This window comes from Haloarcula sp. CBA1115 (assembly GCF_000827835.1).
Taxonomy (GTDB): domain Archaea; phylum Halobacteriota; class Halobacteria; order Halobacteriales; family Haloarculaceae; genus Haloarcula; species Haloarcula hispanica.
In genome coordinates this window covers 1,833,889-1,858,767 of record NZ_CP010529.1, presented here as the reverse complement: position 1 = coordinate 1,858,767, position 24,879 = coordinate 1,833,889, and the positions used below count along the sequence as shown (strand labels likewise).

Below are 24,879 nucleotides of genomic sequence, written 5' to 3'. Positions count from 1 at the left end.
CTAATACAAGTATGGTTGTACTCGGCGACGGCAAAAAAGCTTCGCAGGAGGCCTCCTTCGCAGCCGTGGTGGGCCAGCGGGACCTCAAAGACGGGTTGCTGGCCGTCGCGACAGACGACGACCTCGACGGCCTGCTGGTCCGCGGCGAGAAGGGGACGGCGAAATCGACGGCCGTGCGCGCCCTCGCCGACCTGCTGCCCGAGCAGCGCGCGGTCGCGGACTGTCCCTACGGCTGTCCACCGGACAGGCCGGAGGCCCAGTGTGACGACTGCCGGACGCGGGCGGACCCACCCGTCGAGACGCGGTCGGTGCCACTCGTCACGCTCCCGCTGGGCGCGACCCGGGACCGCGTCGTCGGGACGCTGTCGGTGGCCGACGCGCTCGACGGCGACCACGAGTTCGACCCCGGCTTGCTGGCCCGCGCGAACCGCGGCATCCTCTACGTGGACGAGGTGAACCTGCTGGACGACCACCTCGTCGACGTGCTGCTCGACGCTGCTGCGAGCGGCCAGAACCGGGTCGAGCGCGACGGCGTCACCGTTTCCCACCCCGCCGAGTTCACCCTCGTCGGGACGATGAACCCCGAGGAGGGCGACCTCCGCCCGCAGTTGCGGGACCGATTCGCCCTGCAGACCGAGGTGTCGGCCTGCGAGAACCTCGATGACCGTGTCGCTATCATCGACCAAGCACTGGGAGAGGACGGCGACGAGGAGATGCAGAGCGAACCCGACCGCGACCCGGGCGAGCGCCTGCGGACCGCCCGCGAACTGCTGCCCGAGGTCGCCCTCGCCCGCGAGTTCCGCGAGCAGATCGCCGAACTCTGTCGGGACGCCGGCCTCGACGGTCACCGCGGCGACATCGCCACCGCGCGGGCGGCCCGGACGTTCGCCGCGCTCGACGGGCGGACGACGGTTCTTGAATCAGACATCGAGCGCGCCGCCGAGTTCGCGCTCCCCCACCGGCTCACCTCCCGGCCCTTCGAGGACGCGCCGGACGTGGACGACGTGCTCGACGACCATTTCGAGGACGGCGAGGACGAATCCGAGGAGCAGTCCGACGACGACGGAGAAAACGGTGACGAGGAAGGTGACGCGGAAGACGATGGAGAGGAAGCGGGGGCCGGCGACGAGTCAGTAAACGACGGAGCCGATTCCGAAGGCGGTGAGGACGGAAGCGAACAGCAAGAACAGCGGCCGGACGACAGCGGTGACGCCGGCGAGGGCGGCGACGACGAGTCAGGCGAGCGCGGCGAGCAGCCAACGCCCACCTCGGCCGACAGCGACGGCGAGCGGCAGGAAGCAGAGGCCGGCGACGGCGAAGGAGCGGCCGGAGACGACGGTGGGGAGGGAGAGTCCAACCAGTCCGACGACCCGGAAAACGCCACCCCGCTGCTGCCGGGCCAGTCCCGCGCCACAGTCGGCGACAGCGGCGCACCCGACGTGGATGCCCCGTCGGTCGACACCGACGGTGGGAGCGCAAGCGGCCGTGCGAGCGCGACAGGGACGAAACGCGGTGCAACGGTCCGAACCGAGCGCGCCGGCCGGGACGATGAGGTCGACGCCGCAGCGTCGGTCCGGGCGGCGGCCAGTCGCGGGAGCGGCCATGTCGAGTCACGTGACCTTCGGAAGTCCGTTCGTGCAGGCGACGCCGAGACGCTGGTCGTGTTCGCCGTCGACGCAAGCGCGTCGATGCGCCCGGCGATGAAAGCCGCGAAGGGGACTGTGCTGGAACTGTTGAAGGACGCCTACCAAGCCCGCGACCAGGTCGCCTTTGTCACCTTCGCCGGCGAGGGCGCGGACGTGGTCCTCCCGCCGACCGAGAGCGTCTCGCTGGCGGCCCGACACCTGAAGGACCTCCCGACCGGCGACCGGACGCCGCTGCCGGACGGGCTGGCGGCCGCTCGGGAAGTGCTCGACCGGGCGGACCCGGACGCCGGCGTTGTCGTCGTCGTGACCGACGGCCGGGCGAACACCGCCGACGGGAGTCCGGTCGCAGCGACCAGAAACGCGGCGCGGACGCTCGGCGAAGCAGCCGACCGCACCGTCGTCGTGGATGCGGGCGAAGGGAGTCGCGCCGGTCTGCTCGACCTCGTTGCTGACGAAACGGACGCGTCGGTCGTCCCGCTGGACGCGCTGACCGCCGAGCGCGTCGACGCCGTCGCCAGCAAGCGATAACCCCCGGCCGGAGCTGTCTCAGGCGGAAGTTTTACAATCTTACTTGTTCTTAAGACAAACGAGATTTCAATGCAGGACGACACTGACACCGCACGCGCTACGGACAGCGTGCATGACCGTATCGAACGCGCCAGAGCGTCGCTGACCGGCCCGCAGATCGCCATTGCCGTCGCGCTGGTGGCGGCGCTCGGCTTCACGCTGCTGTTCGTGCAGGACCCGATGCTGCACGACTCGCTGCACAACTTCCGACACAGCGCCGGGATCACCTGCCACTGATGGCGACTGACTACCTCGAACGCGGCGCAGTGGCCGGCGTGGCCGGCGGGCTGGTCTACGGTCTGTTCGTCGCGACAGTCGGGAACAGCTTCACTGCCGGACTGGAGACGTTCGAACACGGGCACGGCCACGGCGGCGGCCCCGTCGTCTCCGGGCTCACGACGGCCGTCGCGAGCATCGGCGGCGGCGTCCTCTGGGGCCTGCTGTTCGGCGTCGCAGTGTTCGGGATGGCGTATTTCTTCCTCGAACCTGCAATCCCCGGCTCGGGCGCGACGAAGCGACTGGCGCTTGCGGGAGCCGGCTTTCTCACCGTCTCCGGCGCGCCGTGGCTCGTCCTGCCGCCACAGCCGCCGGGCGTCGAGCAGGCGCTTGGGACAGAGACGCGCCTCGCCTGGTACGCCGGCCTGATGGCACTGGGGGCGCTGGTCGCAGTGCTCGCCGGGCTCGCGTATCAGCGGACAGCGCGCCACCACACCGCCATTCGACTCGGAGCCATGGCGCTGCCGCTCGCACTGCTCGCAGTTCCGGTCGCGCTCGCACCGGCAAACCCGGTCCACGGTGACGTGCCTGCCGCGCTCGTCGCGGCCTACCGCTGGACGGTCGTGTTCGGCCAGCTAGTGCTGTGGGCCACAATCGCAGGGGTTCACGCCTGGCTCGGGGACAGTGATACCCCAGCCGCGGACGACCTGGACTATCCCGCGACCGCGGACTAACGACGACGCGGCTCAGATTTTTCCGGCAACCGTTCCGAGATTCAGCGCCAGGCCGACGATAGCGACGACGGCGGCGATAGCGAGGTTCGTCGTCGTCCCGCCGACGCCGAACGACGCCGTACCGGCCGAGACCAGCGCGCCGAACCCGATCCCGGCAACGACGAGCGCGACACCGGCCAGCCCGACGAGGATCGTACCGGTCGGGCCGAACCGACCGGCCGACCGATCCGCCTCGTACCGGTCCAGCGCGTTGTGCATCGTCTCCGTGACCGATTCCTCTACGTCCGTCATCTGCCCCGAAAGGTAGGTGTGCAGCGTCTTCTCGTGCTCGTCGAGTTCCGTGGCACGTTCTGACAACTGCGCATCGTACTCCGTCAGTTCGGCCTCGCGCTCGTCGAGGGCCGTCTCCCGGTCGTCGAGAGCGGCTTCGCGTTCATCAAGTCGGTACTCCCGCTCGTCGAGCTCTGTCTCTTGTCGGTCGAGTTCCTCTTCGCGGGCGGCGATCTCCTCCTCGCGCCGGTCGAGTTCCGCGCTCCGCTGGTCGAGGCCCATCTCCCGCTCGTTGAGCCGTCGCTGCATCTGCGCGAACTCCCGCTCACGCTCTGTAGGGTGATCGGCAGCGGCGCTGTCGTCGTCAGCTTTGGCGTCTGCCTCCGACTGTGTCTCCTCGTGGTCCGGGTCTGTGTTATCGGCCATGCTGGGCACCCATACCGAGACGCTACGACTGTCGAATGGTTAGTTTGACACCACATAACACAGTAATCAGATCCAAACCGGGGATATCACGTCTGAGCGAAAAGTCGTCCGAACGGGCCGTTACCGGCCCAAATCGCTACGTCGACGCGTCAGTGGCGCGAACGGGCCGTCTCGTTCTCCACCTCAACCAGATGCAGCCGGTACGCTCCGCGCTCGCGGCCCTCGTCGTGGTAGACGACCGGCTCCTCGACGGCGACAGCGGTCCCGTCCGCAACTGCGGCCGCCGTCACGACGCCGTCGGTGTCCAATGTGTCGATGGGGCCGTCTGCAACACCGAACAGCCGAAGCGCGTGGTCGTCGGCATCGCGGTCCCGGAAGTTCTGTGCACCGGGGACGGCCAGCAGCGAGCCATCGGTGCCAAGCCCGCTGGCGAAGCCGCCGACGGGCGCGTCCCAGCGACGGTCGCCATCGGGCGAGACGCCAACGGCAGTGTGCTCGGTCGGATGCCGTGCCTCTGTCTCGCGGCCCTCCTCGGGGTAGGTGTTGCCGGTCACAAACACCGCGCCCACCTCTGTCGCGTGAACGTGATTCGGGTACGCGTAGACGATGTCGCCGTCCACGTCGGTCGGCGTCGCCAGCGGGACACGCCAGCGCTCCCGGCCGCCGCTGTCGAGCCGGTAGCCACAGTAGTCGCCGTGGCTGGAGACGACAGCGCCGTCGTCCAGCAGGGCCACGTCACCGACACGCCGCTGGCCGTCGGTGCCGGGGTCCCACATCCAGCGCGGGTCACCGTCGGCGGCATCGAGGACGACGAGGCCGTGCTGGTGGTCGCCAGGACAGCGGTTGTAGGCGATTGCGACACGGCCATCGTCGGCGTCGAGGGATATCGGCGAACCGTCGGTCCGGTACGTCCAGTCGACGGTGCCGTCGGGCGCGAACGCGTAGACGACGCTCTCGAAGTGGCGGAGGTCGTTCCCGTCGGCGTCAGTCCGTCGCTCGTACCGTCTGGCGGCGGCATAGAGCCGGCCGCCGTCGGTTGCGAGGCTGGCGACGAACGGCAACAGAAATCTGGTCTCCTGCTGGGCCTCGCCGAGGTCCCCGCGGGTTTCGTACCGCCAGCGCAGGTCCCCGTCGGCGTCGTGACAGCGGATTTGCCCGCGAGCGCTGCGCTCCCCGACGACGACACCGCCGTCGAAGGACACCGCCGCGACGACGCTGGGTTCCCCGTCCGTGTCGTACTGCCAGCACGGACGTGGGGGGCCGGAGTCCGCCGAGACGTCGAACGCCCGGAGGTCCCCGTCGGCGGTGCCGACGACCGCGAGCCCGTCGGTCAGCGTGACCGCCGAGCGACGGCCCTGATGGCGCGAGCGAGCCGGGGCCACGTCCCCGAGGTCAGCGGTCGGGGCGCGCTGGCTACTCATCGACCGGGAACGCCTCGTGGAGGACGTCGTGGGCCTCACCCAGCCCGTCGAGGACGTCCTCGCCCTGCATGGTGATGCGCGACACCGCCCGCTCGGCGTCGCGGACCGCCACGAGTCGCCCCCGGAGGTAGTCGTACTCGGGGTCGTCTTCGGGGGTCGCGGCGATCTCCTCTTCGAGGTCCACGAGCGCGGCGTCGAGGTGGCGCTCGATGGCGGCCAGCGTCTCCGCGCCGGCGAGGGCCTCAATGGGGCCGGTCATGTGACCCTCCAGCTCCTGTTCGGCGTGCTGGCGGGCGTGGTCGTCTTCGGTACCGAGAACGTTCATGAGGCCCAGTCGGAGGGCCTCGATTTCGTAGCAGCTCATGGTTGTAGTGTTGTAAGGGTGTACTCTCAAAGCGTCTGGTCGACGAGTTCGCTCACGATGCGGTCGCGGTCAAGATGCGAGGAGACGATGTCGGCGGCGTCCTCGTCTTCGACGCCGCCGTACCAGACACCGTCCGGGTAGACGGCGACCATCGGCCCCTCGCCGCAGCGGCCGAGACACGACGACCGCGTGATGCGGGCGTCGCACTGGTCGCTGTCGCGGGCGGCCTGGCGCAGTCGTTCGAGGACCGCGGGTGCGCCGTCCTGTGCGCAGGTCTGGTTCGTACAGACGGCGACGTGTTTCTCGGGGGCGTCGTGGACGTGGGGGTCGTCGTCGACGTTCTCGCGGTCGGCGTGTTCGGCCTGGTGGGTCAGCGCCCGGAGCATCGCGCGAGCGCCGCCCTGGTCCTCCTCGTAGCCGTCCAGTTCGACCTTGTACTTGCAGGTGTCACAGGACATCTCGACGCTGCCGGTTCGGGCCTCCTGCCAGCGGTCGCCCAGCACGTCCAGCAGGCGCGTGTCAGTCCCGAGCGGTTCGCCCGGCGCGGCGTCGACGTAGGGGTACTCCTCGTCGAACTCGCGCGCGCCGTCCTTGATACGGCCGGTCAGCACGCCGTCGCCGAGCATGTACGGGATGACGACGACGGCGTCGGGCCGGGTCTTGGCGATGTCGTGCAGGGTGTCGTCGAGCAGCGGCTCTGTAACGCCGATGAACGACGCTTCGACCCGCGAGAACTCGCGGCCCTCGTACAGCAGGCGAGCGAGCTTGTGCACGTCGGCGTTTGCGTCCGGGTCGCTGGAGCCGCGGGCGCAGACGACGGCAGCCACCTCGTCTTCTTCGCGGTCGACTCCCAGTTCGGCCTCGACGGCCGCCGCGCGGTCGTCCAGCAGGTCCAGCAGCGCCGGGTGGACGCCCAGATGCGCGCCGTTGTTGATGGTCAGTTCCGGGTGGGCCTCGCGGGCCTGCTCGACGGCCAGGGGCACGTCGTTTTTGACGTGGCTGGCGGCGAACAGCGAGAGGTGGACCACCGACACTTCCGAGACCGCCCCGGCTAGCCCTGCGATGGCCTCGTCGATAGCCGGCTCGGCCAGTTCGAGAAAGGCCGCGTCGACCGGGATGCCGAGTCGGCCCTCCAGTTCGACCGCAAGGTCGCGGACCTGTTCGTTCGACTTCTCGCGCCGGGAGCCGTGGCCGACCAGCAGCACCGCTTCGTCGTCCAGCGTCTCCGGCGCGGTGATAGCTTCACTCATCGGACTCGTTCAATGCTTTTCTGGAGCTTGCGCCGGCGGCTCGGCGCGAACAACCCCGTCTCTTCGCTGCCCTCGTACAGCCAGTCGCCGAGGGCAGGTGCCGCGTCGTCGGCCACGCCGAACCAGTAGCCCGACGATGTCTCCGAGAGCTCGTCGTAGGGCGCGTCGACCGGACAGCGGTCGAGCAGCGTCTGTATCGTCCGGAGGAGTCGTTCGTCTTCGTGGACGAAGGAGATGCCGACGGCGTTGTCGTCGGACTTGAAACAGACCGTGCCACAGCTTTCGAGCAGCCCCCGGAGGAGCTGGCGGTCGTAGTCGGCCAGCGCGTCGAAGCGGTAGCCGCCCGACTCGCCGTCGAACGGGAGGCCAAGCGCGGCGCTGGCACGGTCAGCGAGGCTGCCGACGACCTGCACCGTGAACTCCTCCTCCTGACGGGTAATCGAGGTGTCGTGGGCATACGCCCGCTCGACGATGCGGCGGTCGGCCCGCTCCGCACCGGCGATGGACGCGAGCCGCCGGGCGGCCGTCTCGTCGTTGGTTCGGACGGTGACACAGCCGTCCTCGCACTCGCCGTCGCCGGCGACCCGGCCCCAGAAGTATGCCGTCTCGGGATGGGCCGCAAGCATGTCCCGCGGCGCGCCGGTCTCGACGCTCATGGCTGGACCTCCTCGGTGTCACTCGCCGGGACATCGACGGCTCCTGCGCCATCCTCGACGGATTCGACGTGAATCGCGTCCAGCGGACAGGCCGCGGCGGCCTGCTCGGCGTCGTCTCGCCGGTCGTCGTCGAAAGTGGCCTCGATTGCCGTCTGGTCGTCCGTCTCGATAGCCGCCAGTCCCTCGCTATCCTCAACGAAGCGGTCGTCGCGGACGAGACAGGCGAAGATACCGTCGCAGGCCTCACGGTCGATAGTGATTCGGTACATTAGTAGTCGTACTTGGTCTCGTAGCCCCGCGGGGTCACCATCCGGTCGTCCCAGACGTAGGTGTCCTCGTTGCCCACGAGGAGGGTGGTGGTCATGTCCACGAGGTCCGTTTCGCCGAGTTCCGGCAATTCGCCGAGTTCGACGATTTCGACCTGTTCGTCCTCGCGGCCGGCGGCGTGGACGACGCCAACGGGCGTCTCGGGGTCGCGGTGTTCCAGCAAGATCTCACAGCACTTCTCGTAGTTGTCCCGCCGTTTCCGGCTCCAGGGGTTGTAGATGGTGATGGTAAAGCCCTCCTTGGCGGCGGCGTGGAGCCGCGACTCGATGGTCGGCATGTCGGTGAGGTGGTCCGACAGCGAGATGGAGACGGTGTCGTTGACCAGCGGCGCGCCGACGCGGGCTGCACAGGACTGGGCGGCCGGGACGCCCGGAACCACGTCGAAATCGAGCATTGTCGCCGTCGCGCCCTTGGACTCGATGATCTCCAGCGCGAGGCCGGCCAGCGCGTACACGTTCGGGTCGCCGCTGCCGATGATGGCCACGTCGTTGCCCGCCAGCGCGCGGTCGATGGCCTCCTCCGTTCTGGACACTTCGCCACACATCGGCGTGTTGTAGATGTCGTCGGCTCCCTCAGTAATCTCGTCGGGCAGCAGTTCGACGTAGGTCGTGTAGCCGACGATGTGCTCGGCGTCCATGAGGGCGGAGCGGGCGCGAGCGGTCATTCCTTCAGGCTGGCCGGGCCGAGGCCGACGGCGATGAGCCGGCCCGGTTCGGCGTCGAAGTCGTCGACCGTCGCGCCGACCTCCTCCTCGTCCGAGGAACCGGACGACGAGGACGCGCCACAGGAGCGACTACTGGACGAGGACGACGATTCGGACGACGACGAGGCCCCGCACTTCGAGGCGGTGTCGTCGCCCGTGTCCGGACTCGTCTCTGTCGACGAACTCGCGCTCGCACCGCATTTCGAGGTGGTATCGGTCTCTACTTCGCTCGCGCTCTCGGAGGCGCTTCCCGCCTCGCTCGCCCCGCATTTCGATTCTGTCTCGGTACTTGCGTCAGTAGTGTTGTCAGTGCTCATTGTTAGAAATCGTCGACGTCACGCCCGCCGCGCGGGGTGACGAGGAACTCCTGATAATCGTTGCGCCAGACTTCGGTCTCGTGAGTGCCGACGACGATGGACGAGCCCATGCCGCCGACCTTGTCGTCGTGTTCGGACAGTTCGCCAAGCGTCGTGATCGTCTCCGTCTCGTCGTCGAGGTTCCGGCCGGCTTCCCCGCGGCCGGAGTCGTTGACGATAGCGGCGGGCACGTCGTCCGCTCGTTCCTCCCGCAGAACATCGACGGCCCGCTCGTAATCGCGCCAGCAGTTGTAGAGGACGACGATGAAGCCGCTGATCGCGGCCGCCCGGAGCTTCTCCTCGATTTCGTCCCAGCCGCGCCATTTGTCCGACAGCGAAATCGTACAGAAGTCGTTCGACAGCGGCGCTCCGAGGTTCGCCGCGCCGGACAGCGCCGCGGTCACGCCGGGGACGATTTCGATTGGCACGTCGTCGGCGTCGTCGGCGTCGGCCATCGTAAAGAGGAGGTCGGACTTCCCGTAGACGTTCGGGTCGCCGCCGGAGACGTGGGCGATGTCCTCGCCAGCCCGAACCCGCTCGAAGGCCTCGCGGGCGAGTTCGACCTGCTTCCCCATCGACGAGCGGATGAGCGTCTGCCGACTGCCGTCGGGCCGCTCCAGTACGGCCCCTTCTTCGCCAGCGATTTCGCCGTCATCGGTTTCGCCGTCGAGTTCAGCCGATTGGGGCGGGAGCGTGCCGTCCTTCCGGAGGAACTCCTGATAGAGGTTCGAGGCGATGATACAGTCAGCGGTCTGGATAACGTCTTTCGCCCGCTGGGTCATGTCGTGGGGGAGCCCCGGCCCGATACCGACCACGTACAGCGTCCCGTAGTCGGCTGGACGCGTCGCCTCAGCCGCGGCCGCTGTCGACTGGCGTCCGTCGCTACTCATCCTCGGTCTCCGAGGGCCGCCGGTCGAATCTCGATACTGTGGCGCATGGTGAGTACAACGCCGCTTTCGCATAAAACAATTGTGCTTGTACTAGTCCAAGCGCAGGTGTTGGGAAGGGGTAGTTTGGTTGTATACGAGCTCGGGGAAGAGTCGAGAGCGGTGGCTGTGCAACCGTACTCACGTCGACGAATCGCAGCGCAAACAGTTCGGTACCTCTCGGTCAGGTGTTCGTCAGTCCTCCGTCGACTACAACGCTCTCACCGTTGACGTAGGAGGCCATGTCGCTGGCGAGGAACGTCGCCACGTCGGCGATCTCTTCGGGTTCGCCGAAGCGACCTGAGGGGATGAGTTCCTTCAGCATCATTTTCGTCGTGTCGTCGATGCGCTCGTCCTCGAACATCTGGGTCTTGCTGTAGCCCGGATGGATGGCATTGACCCGGATGTCGTAGTTGCTCAGGCGATCCGCAAGCGCGTACGTGAACAGTCGGACTGCGCCCTTCGAAGTGCAGTAGTTGACCAGCAGGCCGGTGCCGCGGATGCCGCCGGAGCTGGACATATTGATGACAGTGCCACCGCCGTTCTCCCGCATCGCCTCCGTCGCGACCTGCGCGCCGAAAAACACCCCCTTCGTGTTCACGTCCATCAGCCGGTCGTAGTCCTCCTCTGTAGTCTCGTAGAAGTCCGCTATCTCGGAGATGCCGGCGTTGTTGACCATGATGTCGATACCACCCAGTTCCTCGGCCGCGGTGACAGCCACCTCCAGGTCGTCGGGGTTGGTCACGTCGCACTCGACGAAGTGTGCTGTTTGGTCTGTCTCGGCTTCGACCAGTTCGTGGGTCGGTTTGCCGCCCTCGCGGGGGTCCTGCTGTCGGTCCGCAATGATAACGTCTGCGCCGTGCTCCGCGTACCGTCGGCAGATGGCCCGGCCGAACCCGCTCGCGCCGCCCGTAACGACCGCCGTCTTGTCTTCGAGTAGTGTTGTCATGCGCCATTTGTCACCACAAGCGCACATAATAAATAAGTTTAGAGTTGTACAGTGGCAAGAACTCGGAACAGTTGTGGAGTCGCGGCCAGAGATGGTTCAGTAGCTGCTCGGTGACCGAAGACCGGAACTGAAACCGCAATGCCTGAGAAAAAGCGAGATTAGCGCCCAATAGCGACGGTCACAGCTTCGTCATAGCGGGTCTTCTCGGCCAGCAGATCGTGCTCGCTACCGGCGGCGATGGCCGACGCCTCGGCGATGCCCGGCCACCCGATGAGTTCCTTCGACCGCGAGGGGGTCGGTCCCTCGAACTCCTCCAACGTCTCCTTCTCGAAGGCAATGACACCCAGCCCCCACTCCTCAGCAGCGGCGAGCATGCCTTCCTCGTCGGCTTTTCGGGTGCCAGTCGCGATGAACTCCACGTCGTCGCGGTCGAGGTCGGCCTCGTCCAGCGCCTGTTCCCAGGCCGCGTGGAACTGCTCGACATCCGCGCCGGCGACGCTGCCACACCCGAGCACGACGCCGTCGTCCTTGTTGCGCTTGAGCACCGTCACGTCGTCGTCGACCAACACGGCCTTCGGGCCGTCGAGGCGCTCGATGGGGCCGAGTTCGTCGTCCAGCACGGCGAGGTTCGTCGCGACCGTCGAGTCCCCGTTGACGACGTGGGCGTCAAGCGCCTTGGCCTGCTTCTCGACGCCCTGCTTGTCGGCGGCCTCGCTCGCGGTCGTCATCGCCGGCACCGCGCCCATGCTTGCAAGGTCGTCGGCGACCTGATTCGCGCCGTGGTGGCCGCCGGTGATGGGGATGGCCCAGGTGAGCTCCTCGTCGACGACACAGATTGCGGGGTCGTCCCACTTGTCGTCGAGCAAGTGGGCCGTCTTGCGCATCGCGATGCCACTCGCCATCAGCCCGATAAAGCAGTCGTACTCGCCCCAGTGTTCCTCGAACACGTCGCCGTGGTATTCGAGGATGTCGATGGACTCGTAGCGGTCGCCGATGCCGTCGACGATGTCCTCGGCGGTGTCCATCTTCCGCTCGAACGCGACGATAGCGATATTCTCGGCTACTTCGCCGTCTGAATCGGGTGCTTTGCAACCGTGCGAACCGGAGTCGTCGTCTGTGTCAGTGCTCATGAGTTAGGTCCGGCCGGTGAAACTGCCCCAGGCGACCGGCCGGGCAGCCGCGTGGGTGATGTCTGTGAGTCAATACTCGACTGCGAGGTGACGCGAAACTGCTGTCGGCGCGCGCTGGCGCGCTCGGATGGCGCGCCGATGCTGTGCGAGGGACGAACGGCCGACGACAGTCGGGAGTGAGTCGGTTGGGGAGGCGTGTGGCTCGCGGTGCAGCGCGGTGCTGTCGGGTGGACTGAAAGGGGCCGGTCGCTCCGGAAAGACGGCCGAAGCAAGCACGCGAGCGAAGCGAGCGCGCACAGCGAGGCCCTCGACCGGAGCGACCGGGGGCTTTCGAATTGTGCTTGACCAATTTGACGAGTCATCCTAGTCGTCGGCTTCCTGCGTTCCGTCAGTCGAGTCACTTCCACGGTTCGCCCAGTCGCCATAGAGGAAGGAGCGCTCGTAGTCCTCACCACCAACAGCGTCCCCAATCACGACCATCGCGGAGGCGCGATACCCCGCGTCTTCCAGTTTCTCGCCAATGGTCGCAATCGTGCCTTCGATGACGTCCTCGTCGGGCCAGGAAGCGTGATAAATCGCCGCAACAGGCGTCTCTGGGTCGTGGCCGTCTTCGAGCAGACGGTCCATCGTCTCGCTGACGGCGTGGGTTCCCAGATAGATACAGGTCGTCACGTCGCCCATGCCGACGAACTCGGAGATGTGATCCTCGTCCTCGTCCAGTGTCTTGCCCTGCGGGCGGGTGAAGGCGACGTGGTTGGCGACCTCGTTCAGCGTCAACTGCGTGCGCATCGTCGCGCTGGCGGCGAACGCCGAGGTGACGCCGGGAACGATGTAGGTCGGGACCCCCTCGTGTTCGAGCGCGTCCATCTGCTCCAGCGCGGCTCCATAAATCGCGGGGTCGCCGCTGTGGAGCCGGACGACGGTGTCGCCGGCCTCGTAGGCGTCGCGCATCAGCGGAATCAGCTCCTCCAAGTCCTTGCCGATAGAGGAGACCGTCTCGGCGTCGTCGCAGTACTCCTCCAGCAGTTCGCTGTTGACGAGCGAGCCGGCGTGGACCACGAGGTCGGCGTCGGCCAGCAGTTCGCGGCCGGCGACGGTCAGCAGCCGGGGGTTGCCCGGGCCGGCCCCGACGAATGGGATGCCCTCCTGCTCGTCGCCGGCGTTGTGCTCGTAGACGCGGTCGTCTCGGTTGCCGGCGACAGAGTCGATAGCAGTCTGTGGATCCGTCTCGCCGGCCTCGGTAGCGTCCTCAGTCATGCTTCACCTCGTCGCCACAGAGGGCGGCTTCGGAGCGCTCCTGTCGCACTACCGCCCCAGACCCGTTTTCGCCGCCGTCGGTCACGACGCCGCTCTCGTCGGCCGCTTCGAGGAAGGCGTCGGTCGCCTGCTCGACGCGGGTCTCGGGCTTCTCGGCGTAGGCCAGCGTGTAGTAGTCTCGCTCGTCGATTTCGCTTGGGTCGTCCGTGACAACTGTCTCGCCCTGTTCCATGAACAGCCGGCGGCCGTACACAACGTCGTAGCCGGCCTCGACCAGCCCCTCGTGGGTCGCCGGCGCGTCGGTCACCTTGAACAGGATCATCCGATCGGGGCCGGTCGGCGACGCGCCGCGGTCGGCCTCACGCAGCGCTAAGCTTGACCCCGCGGTGATTTCGACGCCGAGCGCCGTCGCGAACGCCGACATGGCGCTGACGCCGGGTACCACTTCGAGGTCGACCTCGGGGTGGAACGCCGCCAGCGTCCGCCGGAGATGGCCAAAGGTCGAGTAGACGTTCGGGTCCCCGAGCGTGACGAAAGCGGCGTCGCCGTCGCGGGCCGTCGGCGCGATTTCGGCGGCGGCGTCCTTCCAAGCCGCCCGGAGTTTCTCCTCGTCGCGTGTCATCGGGAAGTCGAGGTCGCCGATGCGCTCCTCGGGGACGTGTTCGGTCGCGACCGAGCGCGAGAGCCGCCCCGGCGAGTACACCACGTCGGCGGATTCGAGGGCGCGCTTCCCGCGGACGGTCACCAGGTCGGGCTGGCCGGGACCGAGGCCGATGCCGTAGAGCGTCATCGGTCGCCTCCGTCCTGCGCCGCAGATTCGGCCGGCGACCCGCCGTCGGCAGCAACGTCCTCACTGGCGCTGCCGACGAGCATGTACACCGGGTTCTCCGAGTTGAAACTCGTCGCGCCGGCGAGTTCGTAGCCGTGGCTCACCTGGAACTGGACGACCTCCTCCAGAATGTCGCGCTCGCGGAAGGCCTCCGTCGCCGCGCCAGCGACTTCGAGCCGCGAGACGTTCATCACGATTCGGTCGACACCGGTCTCGACCGCGTGGTCGAGGATGGCCTCGTAGTTGCGCGACCCGCCGAGGAAGAGGGCGTCGGCGTCGTCCGGCAAGCCCTCCGGGGCCTCGGCCTCACGCAGTTCGACATCGGCGTCGACGTCGTTAGCGGCGAGGTTCTTGCGAGTCACGTCGAGTCGGTTCCCCTTGCGTTCGAGCGCAGTGACCCGCCCGGCCCGGCGCGCCGCCGTGATGGTGACGGCGCCGGTACAGGAACCGACCTCCGCGAAGTGGTCGGACCCGGTGAGAGCGAGTTTGCTAGCGAGAACGGCCCGGACCTCCGGCTTGGTGGGACCGGCCTTCGCATCGTGTGGGAGCGAGACGCGGGACATCACGCTATACAACTGCAGTAGCGCGTAAAACAATTTTGGTTGTATTAATCCAAGTCGAGATGACAGCGGCATCGGTGCCGGACAGGGGCGAGTCAGCGGGCCGATTGACAGCAGCGCGAGCGGGCAGTATCAGAGCGGTGCCCAGAACCCGGGTCAGACCAGAGTCTAGATTCCGGGTCAGAACTCCGGACCGGGTGCCGGCACGCCGTCGCTGTCGTCGCCGCCGTCCAGATCGAACTCCTCGCGCAGTTCGCGGATGCGGTCTCTGATGTCCGCGGCCAGTTCGAACTCCAGGTTGTCCGCGGCCTCCTGCATCCGTTCTTCCAGTTGCTCTATCTGGCGGGCGGCCTCGTCGGCGTCGCTCGCGCCGTCGCTGGAAATGCCGCCGGTGTCGGTCTTGCTCCCCGGCAGGTTCGTTTCGCCGACTTCCTTCTCGATAGTCGTCGGCTCGAAGCCGTGTTCCTCGTTGTACTGCTGCTGGATGCGCCGGCGGCGCTGGGTCTCCTGGATGGCCGACTGCATGGCGTTGCTGCGCTCGTCGGCGTACAGCACGACCTCGCCGTTGACGTTCCGGGCGGCCCGGCCCATCGTCTGTACCAGCGTCGTCTCCGACCGGAGGAACCCCTCCTGGTCGGCGTCCAGAATCGCAACGAGCGACACCTCGGGGATGTCCAGCCCCTCCCGGAGGAGATTGATGCCGACCAGCACGTCGATGTCGCCAAGCCGGAGCGACCGGATGAGTTCGTGCCGTTCCAGCGTGTCCGTCTCGTCGTGCATATAGGCGACGTTCACGCCGGACTCCTCCAGGTACTCCGTGAGGTCCTCGGCCATCCGCTTGGTCAGCGTCGTGACGAGCACCCGTTCGTCGCGCTCGACACGTTCGTCGATGCGCTCCAACAGGTCCTCAACCTGGCCCGTCGCCGACGCGATCTCGACGGCCGGGTCCACGAGGTGGGTCGGTCGGACGATCTGCTCGACCACCTGGTCGCTGTGTTCGCGCTCGTAGTCACCCGGCGTCGCGCTCACGTACAGCGTCTGGTCGGTCTTCTCCTCGAACTCCTCGAAAGTGAGCGGGCGGTTGTCGAAGGCCGTCGGCAGGCGGAAGCCGTTCTCGACGAGGCTCTCCTTGCGGCTCTTGTCGCCCTCGAACTGGCCGCGGATCTGGGGGAGCGTCTGGTGGGACTCGTCGACGACCGTGAGGAAGTCATCGGGGAAGTAATCCAGCAGGGTGTAAGGGGCTTCACCCGTCTCGCGGTCCGAGAGGTGGACCGAGTAGTTCTCGATACCCGAACAGTAGCCCGTCTCCTGCATCATCTCGATGTCGAACGTGGTCCGCTCCTCGATTCGCTGGGCGGCGACGTGGTCGCCCTGTCGCTCGAAGTAGCTGATACGCTGGTCCAGCAGTTCCTTGATTTCGTCGATGGCCCGCTGGAGCCGCTGTTCGGGAATCGAGTAGTGTTCCGCCGGGTGGAGCAGGGCGGCCGGTTCCTCGCTTTTGACCTCGCCCTCCAGCGGGTCGACCTTCAGCATCCGGTCGATCTCGTCGCCCCAGAACTCCACTCGGAGGGCGTAGCGGGCATACATCGGGTAGATCTCCAGCGTGTCCCCGCGCACGCGGAAGGTCCCCTGTGTGAAGTCCACGTCGTTGCGCTCGTAGTTCAGGTCGACCAGCCGACCGAGCAGGTCGTCGCGCTCGATCTCCTGGCCCACCTCGAGCGAGAGGGACATGTCGATGTAGTTTCGCGGGTCACCGAGGCCGTAGATGGCCGACACCGACGCGACGACGATGACGTCGTCCCGGGTGAGCAGTGAGCGCGTCGCGGAGTGGCGCAGCCGGTCGATCTCGTCGTTGATGGAGGCGTCCTTGTCGATGAAGGTGTCCGTCTGCTCGACGTAGGCCTCGGGCTGGTAGTAGTCGTAGTAGGAGACGAAGTACTCGACGGCGTTATCCGGGAACAGCTCGCGGAACTCCTCGTACAGCTGGGCCGCGAGGGTCTTGTTGTGGGCGATAACGAGGGTCGGTTGCTGAATCTCCTCGACGACCCAGGAAACGGTGTTTGTCTTCCCGGAGCCAGTCACACCGAGCAGGGTCTGCCGGTCCATCCCCTGGCGATAGCCCGACGCGAGCCCTTCGATAGCCTCGGGCTGGTCGCCCGCCGGCTCGAACGGGGCGTCGACACGGAACTCGCGGTCGACATCTGGTCGGTCGATAGAGAGTGGTCCGCCGGTGTCGCTCATTACCCACACATCGGGCTGGACGGACTTGAGCCGCGTGGTTCGTGAAGCGTTAGCAGACCGGCTTCGGGTTCACGCCGAGATCTTCGAGCGTCTCGAAGTATTCGTCGTAAGCCGTCGAGATGACATCGATAGCAGCAGCCTCCGCGGCGTCCCAGTCGTCGTCGCTCTCACACACCGCATCGAGCAGTTCGGCGGCCTCGTCGCGGAGGTCCACCACGTCGCTGCCGGCGCTGCGGAACGTACTCGCCGTCTGTGGGTCCGCTTGGCCGGTGAAGAAGCCGGTGTACTGCTCTTTGACCTTCTTGTCGACGAGCGACCAGCCGACGAAGCCGCCGAGGCGTTCGACGGTCCCATCGAGGTCAGCGAGCACGCCGTGCATTGCCGGCGTCCGGTCGACCGGATCGGCGTCGATGCTATCGCGGCGCTCAGCCGTCTCGCCCGCCGCATCGGCGAACAGCACCGCCGCGTCGTCGTGGCCGTCGTCGCTCCAGGCGTCGAACGTGTCGTGAGCTGCCTGCTCGCGGGCGGCGGCCGCCGAAAGCACTACGTCCGGTTCCATCTCGCCGCGGGTGTCAGCATAGAGCGTCTTCGAGGAGCCCAGTCGGGAGAGTTCCGTCTGCTGGTCGTCACGAACTGCGTCGATAAGGTCGGCTGCGGTCATACTCTGGCCTGTGGCCGGCGCGGGCTTGTAACCATCGGACCCGCCGCTCGAAGGCTCGTATGGCTGCGGGGAGTAAGCCCCCTTCTGTTCGGGCCAGCATTCGGCTGAGCGGCCACGTCCAGCGCTTGCGCGCGGCGTCGGACTACCTGTCGACGCGGCCTTGCACCGGTGAGGTTTCGCCGTTCCATCGGTCCGTCGCCGGAAGCGTGGGGCGTTTGCGGCCCACGGAATGCGTGGGGCGTCTGCGGCCCACGGGTGGAGCACGGATGTGGTCCACAACTGCGCGCCCCGGAGTCACCGGGTCGCGACTGCCCTCGGTGGGTTAACTCTCCCTCGCTTTGGCCGCGTGCCACACCGTCTGGTGGGGCACGACCAGCCTCGCTCGGGATTCGCACACCTCATCGGTCCGGCAACGACGTGTCGTTGCTGTTCCAGAGCCGACGGTCTCCCGCCCCGGGCTTGCGCCCGGTCACCTGTCCGACAGGTGGGGGGACTTTCCTCATGGCTTGCGCCACGGGAGCCGGCCTCCCGCTGCCACTTACTGCTACGCCAGTGCCGCGAATAAGGCTTACCAACGACCTTTTTCTGCGTCGGGTTCGCGCGAAGCGCGAACCACTCCTTGAAAAACGTCGACGAAAAAGGCCGGACTCGCCACACCGCGGCGAGTCCGGGGAAACCGCTCGCTTCGCTCGCGGTATGTTCACGGTGACTTAAATTGTGTCTCATCCTCAGGCAGACCTGCCCTCCCCCGGGTCGCGCGACAGAGCGCGCTCCCGGCCACAGCGTCGGGAGAAACTGTGTGAGAAAGGCGGGTCACAGCGCAATTCGACAACAGTCGAGACGCGAATGCCCAGCAGTGTGACTTAGTCGTCAGAGGGGAGCGGCTCGCCGGCACCATCGGTCGGCGCAGGCGAGGACTGCATGTCGTCGTCCTCTGCGTAGGGGTACCACGTCATCTTCGTGTTGTGCATGTACGGGTCGTGGTAGTCCGTCTCCTCGGGCTCGACCATCTCGGCCAGCGTCTCCTCGTCGCGATCCTCGACGAAGTCACGGAAGGTCTCGCCGCCCTCGCGAGCGTCCTCGAAGTTGTTGACGAGGTTCTTGATCGCGCCGGGGACTTCGTCGGCCGGGACGCGCATCTCCACCCAGTCGGCGAAGCGCGGGTCGTCGCCGAGGCCGCCGCCGAGACCGATGTCGAGCGCCTCGACCGGTTCGCCGTCCTTGCGGGTCTTCATGCCGCGCAGGGACACGTCGGCGATCTGAGGCTGGGCACAGGAGGCCGTACAGCCAGAGAGGTGGATGTGGAAGTCCTTGTGGTCCTCCGGCAGTTCGACGTTGTCCTTGAGCCAGCGGGCGTAGCGGACCTGGCGGTTCTTCGTCTCGACGATAGAGAGCGAGCAGTACTCCGTGCCCGTGCAGGCGATAGAACCGCGCATGAACGGCGACGGGTCCGGGGAGTAGTTCTCAAGGAGGGGTTCGCTGGTGAACTCGTCGAGGTTCTCCTCGGGCACGTCGGTGACGATGATGTTCTGCCGCTGGGTCAGTCGGACCTCGCCGGAGCCGTACTCGTCGGCGAGTTCGGCGAGTTCGAGCACGTCGTCGGCGCCCATGCGGCCGACCAGGACGTTCAGGCCGACGTAGTAGTTGCCGTCCTTCTGTTCGTGAATCCCGACGTGGTCGTTGTGCCCGTCCTGGGACCCGGTGTTGTAGCTGTACTGGTCGCGCATGTCCTCGCCGGCGGTCGACAGTTCGAAGTCGACGTAGTCGTCCTGGAGGACCGAGCGCATCTTTTCCGGCCCCCACTCGTCCATGAGGAACTTGATGCGGGCGTTGAAGCGGTCCTCGCGGTCGCCGTGGTCGCGGAAGAGCGCGGACATGCCGTGGGCCACGTCGGCGGCCTGCTCCGGCGGCACCCACACGTCGATATCGCGGGCGAGGCGCGGTTCCTTGCGGGAGAGGCCCCCGCCGATACGGACGTTGAAGCCGAGTTCGCCGTCCTTCTCGGCGGGCTCGAAGGCGAGGTCGTTGATGTCGCCCTGGCCACAGCCTTCGTCACAGCCGGCGATGGCGACCTTCCACTTGCGCGGGAGGTTCGAGTAGTCGTCGTTGCCCTTGAACGTCTCGTGGAGGTCCTCGGCGACGGGCCAGGCGTCGACGTGCTCGTGTTTGTCCTTGCCGGCGACGGGACAGCCGACGATGTTCCGCCAGGAGTCACCGCAGGCCTGCTGGGTGCCCAAACCGACGGCTTCGAGCTTCTCGAAGATCTCCGGGATGTCCTCCAGTTTGATCCAGTGGAGCTGGATGCTCTGGCGGGTCGTCCAGTCACAGTAGGCCTCGCCGAACTCGGGGTTATCGACGGGGCCGGTCGCGTACTCCTTCGCGACTTCGCCGATGACTTCGAGCTGGCCGGGCTTGATGACGCCGTTTGGCGTCCCGATGCGCATCATGAAATACGACTCCTGGCCGGAACGCTGGTGGTACAGCCCCCACCATTTGAAGCGCTCGAACCAGGCGTCGTGCTCGTCTTCCGGAATGGCGTCCCAGCCCTTCTCTGCGAACTCCATCAGATGCTCTCGAATCTCGTTACCGTAGACCTCGTCCTTCCATTTCTCGACTTTACTGGGCATAGCTAATGTGTTCTTCCACAAGTCTCACAGACTTATACAACACACTTTGCCGTCAACCGTCGCCACCACTCCCCGAAACAAGAAATTGTTGCCTATTCATCGGGACGGGCAAGCCGGTTTCGCTTCTCCGGAAAATGGACGCTCTCGTGGACGACACCGTAGAATTCGCCGGAATCGGGGTCTACGACGCGGCCGACCGTCAGCCAGTCGGTAACACCGCTTTCACCGCAGGCGATACACTGACCGGCTATTCGCGCCTGAATATCCGGGTAATCCACGCCCACTTTTACGAACCCCTCGGCGAGGAAATCCGTCGTCTCACACCCACAGAAGTCGCTTCGAGCCAACAACCACAGGTCCGAGACGTTCACTTCCCGCGAGTCGTTGACGGAAATCCAGGCCCCGTCGTCGAGCTGGTGAACGTCGGTCGTCATTACATATCATTAGATTCCAGAGATACCTGAGAGCATCGGCGGTCACAAGTATCACCGGATCGGGTCGAATCCACCGCAGTCATGCGGTGAGTGTATCAGAACATAATGACCCACTATTTGGTGGGATCTGTACGAGATACAAACATATGTTGCCTGTAAGTCGCAGTGCGGGCCAAGCTTACAGGAGAGTCCGTGTTTAAGATAGTGGGGGCGTTACGAAGGAGTACGACACCACGCGGCGGCCACGCAGGTCGCTGCTGTGACAGAAACGATGACGAACGCACAACAGACCCACGACGACGGCGCCGAACGCGAAGAGCCGACCACAGACCACCTCGACAACGTCGAGGATGGCTGCGGTTGCACAGAAATCTGGGAGCACATGAGCGAAGAGCGCGAGAGCGCCTCTGACGACTGATACAGACTGTTGTGACTGCGTATTAATTGCGCCGGCCCGGGTCGGCAAAATCCCGGAATGACTTACAATAGCCTGTATGACACCCCTGTACGGGATACTTTTGTGCGGTGCTCCCCAAGCACGTATCGATGCCTGAGGGGCCCGACAATTACGTTCCATCGACCGACCGTGAATCACCGGTCGGTAAACCGGTCATCCGCGGGGACCCGGCACTCACTGGCCAGCGGCCCGAGGAGGCCATCGAGTTCGATCCCGACGACCCCGAGAGCCTCGAGCTCGCCGCCAGAACGGTCGAGAAGTTCTCCGAGAACACCGCCGGCGCCGACGACAACGTGTTCATTCTGCGCGGCGCGGCCGCGTGTGCAGCCCTGGTCCGTGGTGAGGGGTCCTACAAGGCCGCTGCCGAACGGGCCGGTGGCGAAGCCTCGGTCTCGTTCATCCGGAAGTGGTCCCGCGTGCACGACCTCCCGCGGTCCGTCCGTATTCACGTCGCCAAGGGAGAAATTGCGCCGACGGCGGCCAAACACATCGCCAGAGTCTCCGGCGAGTCCCGCCTCCTGCTGGCGTGGGCCGCCCTCGACCACGACCTCACCGTCCGCCAGATCCGGTCCGTTGCCAGCAGTGTCAACGACGGCGCGTCCGTGGACGCGGCGCTCGCCAGAAACGGGTACGCGCTGGGCGAGTTGCGGACACAACTCGGCCGCGACGCCTACTGTCGACTCCGCCGGCAGGCCGCACTCGATGGGGCCTCCCCCGGAGAAGTCATCAGCGAGGCTATCGAATCGTACTTCGACGACGGACCGTAAGGTCTTAATCGCCGCTCCCCCGAGCGAATAGCGAGGGCCGGTAGCTCAGTTAGGCAGAGCGTCTGGCTTTTAACCAGATGGTCGGGGGTTCAACTCCCTCCCGGCCCGTGCAACGAACCGACAAGCACCGCGAGTCGGTGAGTGAACCGGCAGGAAGGAGTTGAACTACGGCACGAGCGAACGTAGTGAGCGAAGTGCAGGTGGTTCAACTCCTGCCCGGCCCGCTGTTCTGTGTACAAGAAGCAGCGCGACAGGACAGAGTTCGAGACCGGTTCATTTACCACCGAGACGGCGGATGGCACCAGTATGGACGGAAATACCGGTACAATTCAGCGCGCACTCGCGCAACCGCTGCGCCCGTTGGGCGTGACTGTGGGCGTACTGCTCGTCGTCGCCACGCTCGCTGCGATTGCCAGCACGCCGTGGCAGACGTACGCGTCGATGGGCGCGGTAATTATACAACTGGCGGCAGCGGTCGTGATGGGGTTGATCGGTGTCGGACTGGCGTACATCAGCTGGGCAGCCGACGCGTAAGTCAGTCGCCGAGAACAGAGCCGAAAACAGACGTCTTGTTATCCGCGGACGGGCATATACGCCATCCCTAGCATCAGCACGGCAGCGATGCCCGAGAGTATCGAGACGCCCCAGATGCCGTTCTTGCGCTCGTGGAAGTAGTCCTGCTGGTCGAGCGTCGTCTGGTACTGGTCGTACTGCTGAATCGGGACGATCTGGACGGTGCTATGGTCTGGGAAGTGCGTGAAGAACTGCTGCTCGTTCAGCGTGACGTTCCCACCCTCCGAAAGTTCGATTGTGTTCTCGCGCGGTGCGAACCATTCGAGGGTCGCGCCGTCGTCGGTCACTTCGGAGATCGTGGTCTCCTGGGTGCCGCTATCGGTCGCGTGCGGGTAGGTATCGCCGGTGGTGAACGACACCGTCTCCGGCTCTGGGAGCCATTCACTCAGCGGGACTTGCGTGTTGTTCGACCGGTAGACTACGTACTCGGTCCCGTTCTGGGTCGCCAGCGTGTTCTTGACCGAGGTGTCCTCGGCGAGGAGCGCACTGACGTTGAGTTCTTCTTCGAGGGTCACCGTACTCTCGTTGCTGTCAGTGTGCACGCGGTAGGTATCGTTCTGGTAGGTCGTCGTGGCGTTGTGCTCTAGCGTCGCGGTATACCGTGACGATTCGTTCGTCCAAGAGAGGTCAGCTGCCATGCTGCCACCGCCACCGCCGCCGTGGCCGCCACCGCCGCCGCCGGACATGTGGATGTTCGTGGCTGTGTATTCCGTTCCGTCGACAGTGAACGTACTCTCGTTGGTCAGTTCGGCGTCAGCGTCGAGCGACACCGCCGGCCGCTGACTCTCCGCGACGCCGATGTAGGCGTACGCAGCAACACTGATAACGAGGAAGAACGCGAAGTACGCCGCCGCGGCTCGTCGTTGCATATCAGGAGGGTCAGTCGCCGCGCCGTTTAATGATTACTTTTCGAGTGTCTTGATAGACGGGTGGTAGGGGCGTCTCGCCCCAGTAACGGCGGTGTCGATGTATCGCATCGATCAGGCTATATCGGACTCGCCAGCGAGAACGTCGTAGCTGTCGAGCGTCCCTGCCATCGACGGGGCATCCGGATCGTCTTTCCGCTGCGTACCGTAGTCCATCCACACGCCGCTCGTGTAACTGTACATTTCGAAGGCAGCCTCGGTCTCGACGACAATGTCGATGACTGCGTCCTCGGGGGCGTCATCGAGAACGACGGCCGACCGAACGTCGTTGTCGTGGTGCATCACCCAGACCGCGACAGCGCCATCGATGTCTTCCAGCAAGGCACTGGCTTCCGTCGGCGAGAATGGGCGGTGGGGCCAGTCGTCGACGGGTTCTGGTTTGTCCATACCAGTCGGACGGGCCGGAACGGCATCGGTGTTCCCCCGTTTTCCCCGGTTAGTCGGCGAAGTAGCTGGTGAAAAAGCCGGACAGGAACGACGAAATAGCGACGGCCATGGCCATGTCAGTCAGGCTCCACGGCGCGTCCTCGTCGTCGGCCAGCCAGACAGTGATACCGACGCTGACGACCAGTGAGACGATCCCGTTGAGGAGGTGCTTGCTCTTGAGCAAACTCATACACCTATCCGTTGGTGCGGGGTTCGTATAGAGATTACCCACGAGCGACGTGTCGCTGACCGAAACGCGGCCGCTGAATTCGCGTGATGGGTAGTGCTGGCGCTGGGACAGTTAGCCGTTACAGCAAACCGTGTACCGAACCTCTGAGTGAACGAGCGATTCGACCTGCTCGACGACGCCGTCGACCGTCTCGAACGGTCCGAACTTGCTCACGACCGCCCCGTCCGCGCGTAACACGACTGTCCACCGGTACCCATCCGGGCTATCGTTCCGCTCGAACGCGAACTCGCGGTCGGGCAGTCGAGCGACGACTGGGCCGTCAGTAGTGACCGTCCACGACACGCTATCGGCAAGCGCGCTCTCCAGTACTGTTTCGAGTCGCCGGGCGAGTCTGGTCATCGGTTCGTCCCGTGCGTCCATACAGAAACGTAGAGGGACAGAAGCATAAGCCGTTGTGACACTACACAACGTTCAAACGGCCCAAACCCGTACATGGGGTGTGACTCAGTCGCTTCTCGTCTACGACGGCAGTACCGACCTGTTCCGGCGCGCTGCCGAGACGGTAACCCGCTGTGCCACGGACATTACGCCGGTCCCCTGGGAGTCCGACGCGATTCAGGCGTTTCTCCAGGCACAGTTCGACGACCTGCCGTTTGCGTTCATCCTGATTGAAGGCGAGTCCGTTCACGTCGGCGAAGCGGCTGTGAAGGAAGCGCTGGAAGGCCTCGATGTCGCGGCCCCTGTCGCCCGGTTGGCCGAGCAGGTGTATCCCACCGCCGCCGCGCCGTTCGGGCGTGTCGTCCACGGCCAGGTCCCGGCCGACATCCACGGGACCTTTCCACTGGACGAGGCGGCGAAAGCACACATCGCGCCGCTCCGGCAGGTCCACACGATCCCTGTCGAAACAGAGTGATCGAGACGGTCAGTGATATGGTCGACCAGAACTGGCCTGCCACGCGGTCGCCATACGACAGTGCGTCGCGCGCAGAG

The 24,879-nt window shown here is 65.8% G+C and carries 27 protein-coding genes, 1 tRNA gene, 1 other RNA gene and 1 pseudogene; 8 read left to right on the top strand and 22 right to left on the bottom strand.

Annotation, left to right across the window (positions count from 1 at the left end; translation table 11 throughout):
• Positions 1–11: 11 nt before the first annotated feature.
• From SG26_RS09260 to SG26_RS09250, 3 genes are all read left to right on the top strand, one after another.
• Positions 12–2,174 carry a VWA domain-containing protein gene (locus SG26_RS09260; protein WP_014039274.1) on the top strand — a complete coding sequence of 721 codons (2,163 nt, stop codon included), beginning with the start codon at positions 12–14 and terminating at the stop codon, positions 2,172–2,174.
• A gap of 69 nt (positions 2,175–2,243) precedes the next feature.
• Positions 2,244–2,450, top strand: a complete 207-nt coding sequence (locus SG26_RS09255; protein ID WP_014039273.1) for a CbtB domain-containing protein — start codon at positions 2,244–2,246, stop codon at positions 2,448–2,450.
• On the top strand, positions 2,450–3,163 hold the full coding sequence (locus SG26_RS09250; protein WP_050037432.1) for a CbtA family protein: 714 nt from the start codon (positions 2,450–2,452) through the stop codon (positions 3,161–3,163). Before SG26_RS09255 ends, SG26_RS09250 begins: the two co-directional genes overlap by 1 nt.
• A gap of 12 nt (positions 3,164–3,175) precedes the next feature.
• On the opposite strand, the gene SG26_RS09245 is transcribed toward SG26_RS09250, so the two are convergent.
• The 18 genes and pseudogenes from SG26_RS09245 to SG26_RS09165 form a co-directional block, all read right to left on the bottom strand.
• Positions 3,176–3,859 (bottom strand): DUF3552 domain-containing protein, encoded by a 684-nt coding sequence (locus SG26_RS09245; protein ID WP_050037431.1) that lies wholly within the window; start codon positions 3,857–3,859, stop codon positions 3,176–3,178.
• Positions 3,860–4,008: 149 nt separating this feature from the next.
• Positions 4,009–5,280: a PQQ-binding-like beta-propeller repeat protein gene (locus SG26_RS09240; RefSeq protein ID WP_050037430.1), complete on the bottom strand. Its 1,272-nt coding sequence runs from the start codon at positions 5,278–5,280 to the stop codon at positions 4,009–4,011.
• Positions 5,273–5,644 carry a DUF3209 family protein gene (locus tag SG26_RS09235; protein WP_014039269.1) on the bottom strand — a complete coding sequence of 124 codons (372 nt, stop codon included), beginning with the start codon at positions 5,642–5,644 and terminating at the stop codon, positions 5,273–5,275. The genes SG26_RS09240 and SG26_RS09235 overlap by 8 nt, the downstream gene beginning before the upstream one ends.
• Before the next feature lie 26 nt (positions 5,645–5,670).
• Positions 5,671–6,894: a CbiX/SirB N-terminal domain-containing protein gene (locus SG26_RS09230; protein WP_050037429.1), complete on the bottom strand. Its 1,224-nt coding sequence runs from the start codon at positions 6,892–6,894 to the stop codon at positions 5,671–5,673.
• Positions 6,891–7,550 carry a hypothetical protein gene (locus SG26_RS09225; protein ID WP_050037428.1) on the bottom strand — a complete coding sequence of 220 codons (660 nt, stop codon included), beginning with the start codon at positions 7,548–7,550 and terminating at the stop codon, positions 6,891–6,893. The genes SG26_RS09230 and SG26_RS09225 overlap by 4 nt, the downstream gene beginning before the upstream one ends.
• On the bottom strand, positions 7,547–7,819 hold the full coding sequence (locus tag SG26_RS09220; RefSeq protein WP_050037427.1) for a ferredoxin: 273 nt from the start codon (positions 7,817–7,819) through the stop codon (positions 7,547–7,549). The genes SG26_RS09225 and SG26_RS09220 overlap by 4 nt, the downstream gene beginning before the upstream one ends.
• Positions 7,819–8,897, bottom strand: a pseudogene (gene cobJ / locus SG26_RS09215) (precorrin-3B C(17)-methyltransferase). The gene SG26_RS09220 and the pseudogene cobJ overlap by 1 nt, the downstream one beginning before the upstream one ends.
• 2 nt (positions 8,898–8,899) lie before the next feature.
• The gene (locus SG26_RS09210; protein WP_050037426.1) at positions 8,900–9,826 is read right to left on the bottom strand and encodes a precorrin-3B C(17)-methyltransferase; all 927 of its coding nucleotides are present in this window, start codon (positions 9,824–9,826) and stop codon (positions 8,900–8,902) included.
• Between the two features lie 220 nt (positions 9,827–10,046).
• Positions 10,047–10,811 carry an SDR family oxidoreductase gene (locus tag SG26_RS09205; RefSeq protein ID WP_050037425.1) on the bottom strand — a complete coding sequence of 255 codons (765 nt, stop codon included), beginning with the start codon at positions 10,809–10,811 and terminating at the stop codon, positions 10,047–10,049.
• 158 nt (positions 10,812–10,969) lie between these two features.
• A complete protein-coding gene (gene cbiG, locus SG26_RS09200; protein ID WP_014039263.1) occupies positions 10,970–11,941 on the bottom strand; it encodes a cobalt-precorrin 5A hydrolase in 972 nt (323 codons plus the stop codon).
• Positions 11,942–12,304: 363 nt separating this feature from the next.
• Entirely contained in the window at positions 12,305–13,198 is an 894-nt protein-coding gene (locus tag SG26_RS09195) for a cobalt-precorrin-4/precorrin-4 C(11)-methyltransferase (protein ID WP_050037424.1), read from the bottom strand.
• Complete coding sequence (locus tag SG26_RS09190) at positions 13,191–13,988, bottom strand: cobalt-factor II C(20)-methyltransferase (RefSeq protein WP_050037423.1); 798 nt, start codon at positions 13,986–13,988, stop codon at positions 13,191–13,193. Before SG26_RS09190 ends, SG26_RS09195 begins: the two co-directional genes overlap by 8 nt.
• Complete coding sequence (gene cbiT / locus SG26_RS09185) at positions 13,985–14,590, bottom strand: precorrin-6Y C5,15-methyltransferase (decarboxylating) subunit CbiT (protein WP_050037422.1); 606 nt, start codon at positions 14,588–14,590, stop codon at positions 13,985–13,987. The genes SG26_RS09190 and cbiT overlap by 4 nt, the downstream gene beginning before the upstream one ends.
• Before the next feature lie 177 nt (positions 14,591–14,767).
• Entirely contained in the window at positions 14,768–16,828 is a 2,061-nt protein-coding gene (gene uvrB, locus SG26_RS09180) for an excinuclease ABC subunit UvrB (protein WP_050037421.1), read from the bottom strand.
• 49 nt (positions 16,829–16,877) lie between these two features.
• Entirely contained in the window at positions 16,878–17,489 is a 612-nt protein-coding gene (locus SG26_RS09175) for a hypothetical protein (protein ID WP_014039258.1), read from the bottom strand.
• Positions 17,490–17,550: 61 nt separating this feature from the next.
• Positions 17,551–18,025, bottom strand: an RNA gene (gene rnpB / locus SG26_RS17040) — RNase P RNA component.
• A gap of 327 nt (positions 18,026–18,352) precedes the next feature.
• Complete coding sequence (locus SG26_RS09170; RefSeq protein ID WP_050037420.1) at positions 18,353–20,116, bottom strand: nitrite/sulfite reductase; 1,764 nt, start codon at positions 20,114–20,116, stop codon at positions 18,353–18,355.
• Between the two features lie 92 nt (positions 20,117–20,208).
• Positions 20,209–20,550, bottom strand: a complete 342-nt coding sequence (locus SG26_RS09165) for a hypothetical protein (RefSeq protein WP_050037419.1) — start codon at positions 20,548–20,550, stop codon at positions 20,209–20,211.
• Between the two features lie 271 nt (positions 20,551–20,821).
• On the opposite strand from SG26_RS09165, the gene SG26_RS21590 reads away from it, so the two are divergent.
• The 4 genes from SG26_RS21590 to SG26_RS09150 all read left to right on the top strand — a co-directional run bounded on the left by SG26_RS21590 (position 20,822) and on the right by SG26_RS09150 (position 22,308).
• Entirely contained in the window at positions 20,822–20,968 is a 147-nt protein-coding gene (locus tag SG26_RS21590; protein ID WP_175055152.1) for a hypothetical protein, read from the top strand.
• A 128-nt stretch (positions 20,969–21,096) separates the two neighbouring features.
• Positions 21,097–21,774 (top strand): hypothetical protein, encoded by a 678-nt coding sequence (locus tag SG26_RS09160; protein ID WP_050037418.1) that lies wholly within the window; start codon positions 21,097–21,099, stop codon positions 21,772–21,774.
• A 34-nt stretch (positions 21,775–21,808) separates the two neighbouring features.
• Positions 21,809–21,882 (top strand) — tRNA-Lys (locus SG26_RS09155).
• Between the two features lie 198 nt (positions 21,883–22,080).
• Entirely contained in the window at positions 22,081–22,308 is a 228-nt protein-coding gene (locus SG26_RS09150; protein WP_023843081.1) for a hypothetical protein, read from the top strand.
• A gap of 38 nt (positions 22,309–22,346) precedes the next feature.
• Here the strand turns inward: SG26_RS09150 and SG26_RS09145 are convergent, their stop codons facing one another.
• The 4 genes from SG26_RS09145 to SG26_RS09130 form a co-directional block, all read right to left on the bottom strand.
• Positions 22,347–23,216, bottom strand: coding sequence for a hypothetical protein (locus SG26_RS09145; protein WP_014039253.1), 870 nt, complete (start codon positions 23,214–23,216; stop codon positions 22,347–22,349).
• A 111-nt stretch (positions 23,217–23,327) separates the two neighbouring features.
• A complete protein-coding gene (locus SG26_RS09140) occupies positions 23,328–23,660 on the bottom strand; it encodes a hypothetical protein (protein ID WP_014039252.1) in 333 nt (110 codons plus the stop codon).
• Between the two features lie 49 nt (positions 23,661–23,709).
• On the bottom strand, positions 23,710–23,889 hold the full coding sequence (locus SG26_RS09135) for a hypothetical protein (RefSeq protein WP_014039251.1): 180 nt from the start codon (positions 23,887–23,889) through the stop codon (positions 23,710–23,712).
• A gap of 111 nt (positions 23,890–24,000) precedes the next feature.
• Positions 24,001–24,309, bottom strand: a complete 309-nt coding sequence (locus tag SG26_RS09130) for a hypothetical protein (RefSeq protein WP_050037417.1) — start codon at positions 24,307–24,309, stop codon at positions 24,001–24,003.
• A gap of 79 nt (positions 24,310–24,388) precedes the next feature.
• On the opposite strand from SG26_RS09130, the gene SG26_RS09125 reads away from it, so the two are divergent.
• Entirely contained in the window at positions 24,389–24,802 is a 414-nt protein-coding gene (locus tag SG26_RS09125) for a hypothetical protein (protein ID WP_014039249.1), read from the top strand.
• Positions 24,803–24,879: the final 77 nt, after the last annotated feature.